The sequence below is a fragment of the uncultured Paraglaciecola sp. genome (assembly GCF_913020055.1).
Classification (GTDB): domain Bacteria; phylum Pseudomonadota; class Gammaproteobacteria; order Enterobacterales; family Alteromonadaceae; genus Paraglaciecola.
On record NZ_CAJWCF010000141.1, the window covers coordinates 1 to 8,744 of the forward strand.

General features: G+C 40.9%; 9 protein-coding genes. 6 read left to right on the forward strand and 3 right to left on the reverse strand.

Annotated features, from left to right (window positions below; all coding sequences use genetic code 11):
- The 6 genes from fliD to QZ488_RS20195 all read left to right on the forward strand — a co-directional run.
- The coding region (fliD, locus tag QZ488_RS20170; RefSeq protein ID WP_293752127.1) for a flagellar filament capping protein FliD at positions 1-2,031 on the forward strand (2,031 nt) is incomplete at its 5' end.
- A gap of 128 nt (positions 2,032-2,159) precedes the next feature.
- Positions 2,160-2,573 (forward strand): flagellar export chaperone FliS, encoded by a 414-nt coding sequence (gene fliS, locus QZ488_RS20175; protein ID WP_293752129.1) that lies wholly within the window; start codon positions 2,160-2,162, stop codon positions 2,571-2,573.
- Between the two features lie 81 nt (positions 2,574-2,654).
- On the forward strand, positions 2,655-3,050 hold the full coding sequence (fliS, locus tag QZ488_RS20180; protein WP_293752131.1) for a flagellar export chaperone FliS: 396 nt from the start codon (positions 2,655-2,657) through the stop codon (positions 3,048-3,050).
- 333 nt (positions 3,051-3,383) lie between these two features.
- Complete coding sequence (locus QZ488_RS20185) at positions 3,384-4,607, forward strand: flagellin (RefSeq protein ID WP_293752133.1); 1,224 nt, start codon at positions 3,384-3,386, stop codon at positions 4,605-4,607.
- A gap of 85 nt (positions 4,608-4,692) precedes the next feature.
- Positions 4,693-5,115: a flagellar protein FlaG gene (locus QZ488_RS20190; protein ID WP_293752135.1), complete on the forward strand. Its 423-nt coding sequence runs from the start codon at positions 4,693-4,695 to the stop codon at positions 5,113-5,115.
- A 212-nt stretch (positions 5,116-5,327) separates the two neighbouring features.
- Positions 5,328-6,113: a hypothetical protein gene (locus QZ488_RS20195; protein ID WP_293752137.1), complete on the forward strand. Its 786-nt coding sequence runs from the start codon at positions 5,328-5,330 to the stop codon at positions 6,111-6,113.
- A 71-nt stretch (positions 6,114-6,184) separates the two neighbouring features.
- On the opposite strand, the gene QZ488_RS21580 is transcribed toward QZ488_RS20195, so the two are convergent.
- The 3 genes from QZ488_RS21580 to QZ488_RS20205 all read right to left on the reverse strand — a co-directional run.
- On the reverse strand, positions 6,185-6,343 hold the full coding sequence (locus tag QZ488_RS21580; RefSeq protein ID WP_366509078.1) for a transposase: 159 nt from the start codon (positions 6,341-6,343) through the stop codon (positions 6,185-6,187).
- A gap of 552 nt (positions 6,344-6,895) precedes the next feature.
- Positions 6,896-8,251 carry a UDP-glucose/GDP-mannose dehydrogenase family protein gene (locus QZ488_RS20200; RefSeq protein WP_293752139.1) on the reverse strand — a complete coding sequence of 452 codons (1,356 nt, stop codon included), beginning with the start codon at positions 8,249-8,251 and terminating at the stop codon, positions 6,896-6,898.
- A 15-nt stretch (positions 8,252-8,266) separates the two neighbouring features.
- Positions 8,267-8,744, reverse strand: a 478-nt coding sequence (locus tag QZ488_RS20205) for a hypothetical protein (protein WP_293752141.1), incomplete at its 5' end; no start/stop codon positions are given.

Here is an 8,744-nt window from a genome sequence, read left to right on the forward strand (position 1 = left end):
AAAATGGATACCAAGAAATTGGTGACGGCCTTAGTCGATGCTGAAATTGGCCCCAAACAATCCATTCTTGATGGTCGTAAAACTAAAACCGAAGCTGAAATTTCCGGTTTAGCGACCTTAAAATCATCGATCCAAACCTTACGTTCTGCCTTTCAAGCCTTGGATGACAACCGCGAATTTAATTTCTCCAGTATCACCAGTGCCGATAACAGTGTTATCCGTGCCGAATCCGGTAGCGGTATCGCCACCGCCGGCATTCATGGGATTACGGTTTCAGCGCTGGCGCAACACGATATTCTGGCCTCAAGTACTTTTACAAGTAGCAGTGCGGATCAAAACAATGGTTCATCTGCTAATTTTGTTTTTACCGTTAACGGCACCCAACATACGGTTGCTTTGGCGGCCGGTGGCGTCTCGCTGGATAAACTCGCCGAAGGAATTAATGCCAAAACAGCCGATTCCGGGGTAACCGCCCGTGTGGTGAGTACCGGCACCGATCAATATCGACTACTGATGGAAGGTCAGTCCGGCAGCACTAATGGTATAACCATCAACACCGATCTGCCAACGACCTATGCGTCAACAGCGGTCACCCTCACCGTGGGTACAGCAATTGACAGCAATCAAACCGCGGCTGTCACTATTGATGGTACAACTTTTACCACTGCCGCCTTATCTGCCGGTGCCACGGCAAACGATATTGGTGCTGCTTTTGATACTTTAAGTGTAACCGGTTGGGATATTGTTAATAACAGTGGTGTGGTTACTTTTACAAAAAATTCGGCCTACAGTAAATCTGGCGAAACTGGCCAGAGTGTTATCGCCACAGCCAATGCCCCAGCAGTCACTATTGGTGGCAGTGGTTCGGGGGCGGTGACTGCGGCGGCTGTTGATAGCTCGGCAGGAACCGGATTTGCGCTTGCAGATGTAACAAATAAATTAAAAACCGCGCAAGATGCATCACTCACTGTCAATGGGTTAGCGGTTACCCGAACCAGTAATGAAATTACCGATTTAATTCCGGGTGTGACCTTACACTTAAATGCCACCAACAGTTCGGCCGTGAATATCAATGTCAGTCGTGATTTTGGCTTGGCCAAAGACACCATTAAAACGGTGGTGAGTGCGGCGAATCTGTTTGAAACCACATTGAAAGGTCTCAGTAATAGTGTCGATGGTGATTTGGCTAATGACAGTACTGTTATTCAGATTAAAAATAAAATCAAACAACTCTTTTATTCCGAGAGTTCTAAAGCTGGCACCAATATCAAAACCATGACCGATATGGGGGTTAGTTATAATAAAGCCGGTACACTTCTGGTTGATGATGCTAAGCTTGATACCGCTATGACCACTTATTTTGATGAAATTAAAGATTTCTTCAGTGGCGGTACCGATGACCATAGCACCTATGATTCAGAGGATAAACCCTTACTGAGTTCATTAACATTGGCAACTGGATTAAACAGTGCTGATACAGCGACCATTACTATTGCCGGTGGGGTAACCATTGCGGTTGTTGGTAGTGCAGGGACCTACGATACAGCCGCTAAGTTAGCTGCCGCTTTTGCCACTCAAACGGCTACAGGTTATACAATTACCGCCAGTGGTGATGATTTGATAATTCAGTCAACGGCTACCGGTGCCAGTGTTAGTGCTTTGTCACCTTCAGTGGCGACAGTCACAACCAGTGGCGGTGGTAGTGCTACGGGAACGGCGGTTAGTTTTTCTGCAACAGAAAATAATGCAGGCAGTGATGCACTAACTCGTGGTCTGGCCGGTGATATTGTAACCTTGCTGGATGGCTACTTAGCTTATCAGGGGACCATTGACTCAATGAAAGACCAAAGCAATTCTACTTTAGAACAAATTGAAAGTGATCAAGTAAAGGTTGATAAAAGAAAAGCCAGTATTGAGAGCCGATACAGTAAACAATTTGCCGAAATGAACCGGATTATGCAAGAAATGAACGCTTTAAAAGAATATCTGGACGCACAATTAGACGCTCTGCCCAACAATAACAAAGATTAATGTCTACCGTTAAGTATTTGATAATAAATGCTTTTATACACCCCTCCGTATTTTCTAAAATAAAATTTAAATTAAACAATTTTGCTGTCGATACCTAGATTAGAAACAACTAATTTTAGGGGTGAAATATGTTTACTTCGCAGCAAGCATTAAAACAATACAGTAATGTAGAACAAAACGTTCAGGCTGAATATGCAACGCCACATCAATTGACTAAAATGCTTTTTTCAGGTGCTTTACGTGCACTCGCTATTGCTGAGACGGCGATGAAACAAAAGCAGTTTCAATTAAAAGGGGAACAACTCGCCCGGGCTATTAATATTATTGAAGGGCTTGACGATTCACTGGACATGGAAAAAGGCGGTGAATTAGCTGAGAACTTAGGCGGCCTGTATCAGTATATGGTGCAGCGGCTCTATAAAAGCAGTTTTGATAACGACCCGGTTATAGTTCGTGAAGTCTCTAGTTTATTGCGGGAAATCAGTAGTGCGTGGGATCAGATTCCTGTTCAGGAACGAAATAAGACCTCAGTAATGAAATAAAAACCTTTTCACTACAGTTTTCTCCTTATCGGTCGATTTATTAATCATAAGAAAAACAAATAATACTTTTGGAGAGATACCATGCTCAGGGCACAACAAGCACTTAAACAATACAGCAGTGTTGAGAGCAGTTCTAAGGCTTATTGCGGTTCAGCCTATGATCTAACCAAAATGTTATTTAACGGCTGTTTAAAGTCATTAACCTTAACCGTATTCCATATTAACCATAAAAACTACGCCGGTAAAGCAACGGAATTATCTCGGTCTTTAGCCATTATTAATGGCCTGCAGGACTGCTTAGATCTTGAAAAAGGTGGCGATTTAGCACATAACTTAAATGATTTATACCTTTATATGGGCAAAACATTGCGCGAAAGCAGTGTTTCAAATGATATCAGCCGTATCGAACATATCCATGAACTGTTAAAAGAAGTCAGCGTGGGTTGGGAAGCCATGCCCCTTGAAAGCCGCCGTTAACGTTATTAAGAAGCACCCACGGTTATTTATTGTTGCACATTAGGTTAATAAATCTTTTTTTAAAGTAATAAATTTGATTACAAGCACTTTTGTCAGTCATGAAACCCACGATTTATTAGCAATTTTTTTCATCACACAAGTTGTTTTCACAGCTTCAATCCTCTTTATAAAACCCTCTTTTTTTAAAAAACATTTTTTCGGTCAAAAAACATTAAAGATTAATAATTCACTGTCGATCTAATAACTGTAGGTCAAATGCCCGGCCTGAAATGTTAGATCAGTCACTGAGTTATCTACCATAAACAGGGCGAAATTAATTTTTGGAGAATAACTATGGCTATGGTAATCACAACGAATGCTGCGTCAATCAATGCGCAGAAATATTTATCAGAATCACGTCAGGACTTGGATGTAGCAATGGAGCGGCTGTCTTCAGGGCAACGGATCAATTCAGCAGCCGATGATGCGGCAGGTCTGGCCATTCGCGACAAAATGACCTCTCAGATTGAAGGCTTAAATCAAGGGGTTCGTAATGCAAACGATTCCATTTCCTTTATGCAAACAGCAGAAGGCGCATTAGCAGAAACCACGAATATCTTACAACGGATGCGCACATTAGCCGTTCAAGCCGTGAACGATACGAATTCCTCATCTGACAGAGTCAACCTTAATGATGAAATTGGTAAGTTAATCGAAGAAATGAATCGAATTGGTAACAATTCAAGTTTTAACGATAAAATTCTTCTTGATGGATCTATGACCAGTTCTACATTTCAAATTGGGCATAAGTCAGGGCAAACAATTGACATATCGCTTAACGACATGCGAGCCTCTGCAATAGGTGATAAAACTGCCGTGGCAGCAATAACAGCAGCTACAACGTCTAACAGTGCAATCACTCTTGATGGTGCACTTCAGACAGGTGATGTAGCTACACTTACAATAGCAGAAGGCGTATCAGTTGCAATCACAGGGGTTTCAGCCGGTGGAACCAATGATACCAGTACTGCAACTCTGTTAGCCACTGCAATTGCCGCTGCCACTGACCCAACGGGTTATACCATGTCTTCATCTGGTGCGGTACTTACTGTTACCTCTATAGCGACGGGTAGTACTACATCTTTTACGCCGACAATGGTGGTTACAGATACTTCTGGTGACGCTACGGCAACGCTTCCAGGTGGAACAGCGACTGCAACCAATACTGCAGGCTTAGATATTGCGGCCGGTTTAGCCGAACTTGAAACTGTTGCCAATATTGATGTACTTAATAAAACCACTGCTGCTGCAGCCATAAATACGCTTGATCAGGCATTGCTAGAAGTTGGACAAGAACGTTCAAAACTGGGTGCTTTCCAGAACCGCTTGCAGTTTGCGGTGAATAATATGACCAATATGTCAGCGAATACTTCAGCCGCACGCTCGGTCATTGCCGATGCAGATTATGCGCAAGAGTCCTCTAGTTTAGCTAAAAACCAGATTTTGCAACAAGCTGGAACGGCGATGTTGGCTCAGGCAAATGCCCAGGCGCAATCTGTCTTATCCTTATTAAAGTAATTCAATTGATGTCACTGGGATTTGAAAATTATATAATCTCAAATTCCAGTGGCTAATCAGATTTTATTTATAGGAGGAAAAGATTATGGCCAGTGAAATCAGTGTAGCTTCATCAGCACCACCACCGCCGCCGGTTTCGCCAGTAAAACTTGAAGCAGTTCCCAGTGAAAGTGCAAAACCTGCACCAAAACAAGAACCAGTCCAAGTTATGAATACTGAAGTGGCAGTTGCTGAAGCCATAAAGCCAAGGGATGAAATTAGAGTAGATACCCAATCGGTGATGTCGGAGCAAGATCTATCGACAGCCATCCAATCATTGAATGATATGATGAGCGCTTTGGATCGTAATATAAATTTTAGCGTAGACCCTGGGACCGGAAAAGATATAGTCAAAGTAACAGACAGTAATACCGGTAAAACAATTCGTCAAATACCAGCACAGGAAACATTAAGTTTCATCCAAAATCTAGACAAAATGGTTGGACTATTGTTTGATAGTAAGACATAAAAACTTATTACTAAAAAAGATAGCCTACAGGCTATCTTTTTTAGCTTTTTTCTCAGCATTTAATCTCGAAGATCTAATATCCACTCAAGTTAAAATATACCAAGAACAAAGACCATTAAGGAACTTCACAATAAAATTTAACTCCAGAGTTAATTCAACTAATTATGTCATCTATAAGACGGCCCCCCCATTCAAATCCTTTGCCAGAATATATGGCGGCAGATATAACTCCCAGAGTCTTTGCGCAAAGTATTCAGCAACAGGGGTGTGTCTTGCTGCGTGGGGTTATACCACAGAGTGACCTAGTTGTTTTTCAGGCGCGTGCACGCGAAGCTTATGCGCGGCGCGATGCAGAATTTGCACGTGGTAATATGCCGGAAGAATTCTCACGGACAATGTACCGCTTCGGCCATGTTCTGGGTAGTGAGCTTGATGCACCCGGAGAGCAGTTTGCGATTGTGCAGCAACTGGTTCTTAAAACAAAGTTGATTCAATTATTGTTCGGGTTTTATGGTTCTGCCGTAGGCTTTATCCTGAATAATTGTTTACCGCGCCGCCAAGATCCGCAGCAGCTTAAAAATCCAAACGTTCCCTATCATCAGGATGCTGCTTTTATGGGGGATACATTTTTTATTCTTAATGCATGGACGCCCTTAATGATGTGTGGTGATGATGCACCGGGACTTGAAGTTTTAAGAAATGGTACCCTTACGACACTTCTACATCCGCCACACTGGCAGAATTCTGATAAGACGCCCTATGAACAAATCGCCTTCGAACCTGATTGGGTAGAACAAACCTATGGACTGGAAAAATGCTGGCATCCAGTGATGATGCCGGGTGACGTATTGGTGTTCTCCAATTTCACCCTCCACCGTACCTACCATACGTCTGCGATGACTGAGGAGCGCATAAGTCTAGAACTGCGTTGCGCAGCGCTGACACCCCAACTTGAGCAGTCCGGGTGGGGTATTATGAAAGTTGAAGCAGCAGTTTGAGCATAACGACTTAGGTTAAGTTAAATACACAGTAGCTCTTGGTCCCGTGCTGACCCATAACCACAGAAAGCTCATTTATTGGATTCGGTATGTTCTTTAACCCATCGCCTAAGCATATTGTCATTAATACTCAGATTATCAGCGATCTGGGATAAAGGAATATTAGATTGTTGAACTAATTGAACCGCTTCAAGTTTGTATTCTCGACGGTATTTTCTTCGTTGTTGGATTGCTCATTTTAGACACACTTATTTTCCGATAATAATATATTAAAGTGTGTGTCCTGTTTAGTGTACCCACTGCACTACCACAAATGACTTTACGGCATTTCGTATGTAATTCCAGACCCCCTCTGGCGCTCTACACGGCGGGCATCCAGAAATACCTACGCCCACCGGGGACTACCAGTCCTCACGTTCGTTCTTGTTGTAGTGGTCAAGAATTTTGGCCACAGTTTTATATTCAGCCCAGTAGTTTTTCTCAACAACATTTGGCGCAAAGCCATTATTATGTTGATGAGCCCTGACTTGACTGTAATACCCGATTATATAATCAATAATATCGTATCCTGACTCTCTATGTAGCTTAGTTCATTTTACAATCATGAGCATTATCATGAATCCTTGAACAATCAAACGCCTGCAGATGTGTTTTATGGTCGTGATAGTGAAATAATCAATCAGCGGTAAATAATTAAACAAAACAAGTTGGCTAAGCGTAAGCAATTACATTACGATAAACAACACAACCCAATGAACTAATCTGTCTCTTAAATCAGGTAGCTAATAGTCCAAAATGTTTTGATGACATACAGATTGACCTCGACCTATAGCGTAATAATTGAATCCTATTTTTTTCATTTGTTCAGGGTTGTATAAATTTCGACCGTCGAATATTACAGGATGTGTCAATTCTTGTTTAATTTTATCAAAATCTGGCGACCAAAATTCACGCCATTCAGTTACGATTATTAAAGCATTAGCACATGTGATGGCAGATTCTTTTGAGTCCATAAAGAATAAGTTTTTACGATTTCCAAATAATTGTTTGGCTTCATCTGTAGCCTGAGGATCAAATGCTTGTATTTTGGCACCTGCTTTAAGTAGTTGCTCAATTAATATAATGCTAGGTGCTTCTCGTATATCGTTTGTATTTGGTTTAAATGATAACCCCCAAATCGCAAAGACTTTGTTATAAATGCTGGAGTTAAAATGACAAATAATTAAATTAAATAATTTCTTTTTTTGGCTGATATTAACTGATTCTACAGCACTTAGTATTTTACTGTTATAACCAAAGTCATTGGCACTTTGTTTTAGTGCTTGAATATCTTTTGGAAAACATGATCCACCGTAACCACAACCAGCATATATGAAGTCATTGCCAATACGTGAATCAGAGCCAATTCCTTGCCTTACTTTTTCAATATCCGCGCCTACAATCTCAGCAATATTTGACATTTCATTCATAAATGAAATCTTCGTGGCTAACATGCAATTAGCAACATATTTAGTTAATTCAGCAGAACGAATATCCATATGAATGATTCGATCATGATTACGATTAAATGATAAATATAATTCAGTTAATGTGTTTTTTACTTTTTCTGTATTTGTTCCTAGAATAATTCGATCAGGTCTCATGAAATCATTCACAGCGCTGCCTTCTTTAAGGAATTCAGGATTAGAGGCAACATCAAAGGGTAAAGAACTATTCCGTTTTTTTAAAATTGAGGAGATTTTATTTTTAACCTTATCAGCTGTACCAACTGGTACTGTAGATTTGTTAACCACTATTTTATATTCAGTCATATGAGTTGCAATAATTGAAGCAACTTCTAGCACAAATCTTATATCGGCTGCACCTTTTGCATTAAGGGGGGTTCCCACGGTAATAAAAATAAGATTACTATGATGGACTCCATCTTCTGGATTAGATGAGAAGTGAAGTCTATCGTTTTGTTGATTTTCAGTGACTAAAGAAGATAAGCCAGGTTCATAAATTGGGATAATACCGTTTTGTAGGTTTTTGATCTTTTTAATATTATTATCAACACAGAGTACATTGTGGCCAGCCTGGGCTAAAGCAGCGCCTTGGACTAAGCCAACATAGCCGATGCCGAATATAGTTAACTTCATTGCTTAATGCGTACCTTAATAGGGGTGTTTGTCTGTGAGGAAATTTATTAATTGACCTTTATGTTCAATCAATATTTGCTTAGCAACAATGCCTTCACGATTCATTTCGGCTAAAATATCTTTCGCACGCCATTGGGTGGGAATGATAACTATATCTACTGGGGAAGATTTCAGAATATCTCGAAAAATAATTTCTTGCCCTGTTTCTGGGACAAATGTGCCGACTTTATCTGGGTCAGAGTCTACGACTAACGGAAAGCGTTGTGAATCAACGTTATATTGGTGAATAAAAGCAGCTGCTTTCCCTGTCCCTCCCCAAATGGCTACCCGTTGATCACTCTTAGCTAAGTCACTAAGTTGTTTACTAATTGAAGTGCGACTGTTGTAGGATTGGTGCAAAAAATTGGTTGTTCTTATTGCATTCTCTAATTGAATTTTGGGAGTTGTTAGACGTACTAGTGCATAAACCACTTCACCATCGTAGCCATGTGCA

What these genes read in the sequence shown, in the direction of transcription:
- fliS (WP_293752129.1), top strand. Translation starts at nt 2,160, where the DNA reads ATGTTTACTTCGCAGCAAGCATTAAAACAATACAGTAATGTAGAACAA.
- fliS (WP_293752131.1), top strand. Translation starts at nt 2,655, where the DNA reads ATGCTCAGGGCACAACAAGCACTTAAACAATACAGCAGTGTTGAGAGC.
- QZ488_RS20185 (WP_293752133.1), top strand. Translation starts at nt 3,384, where the DNA reads ATGGCTATGGTAATCACAACGAATGCTGCGTCAATCAATGCGCAGAAA.
- QZ488_RS20190 (WP_293752135.1), top strand. Translation starts at nt 4,693, where the DNA reads ATGGCCAGTGAAATCAGTGTAGCTTCATCAGCACCACCACCGCCGCCG.
- QZ488_RS20195 (WP_293752137.1), top strand. Translation starts at nt 5,328, where the DNA reads ATGGCGGCAGATATAACTCCCAGAGTCTTTGCGCAAAGTATTCAGCAA.
- QZ488_RS20200 (WP_293752139.1), bottom strand. Translation starts at nt 8,251, where the DNA reads ATGAAGTTAACTATATTCGGCATCGGCTATGTTGGCTTAGTCCAAGGC.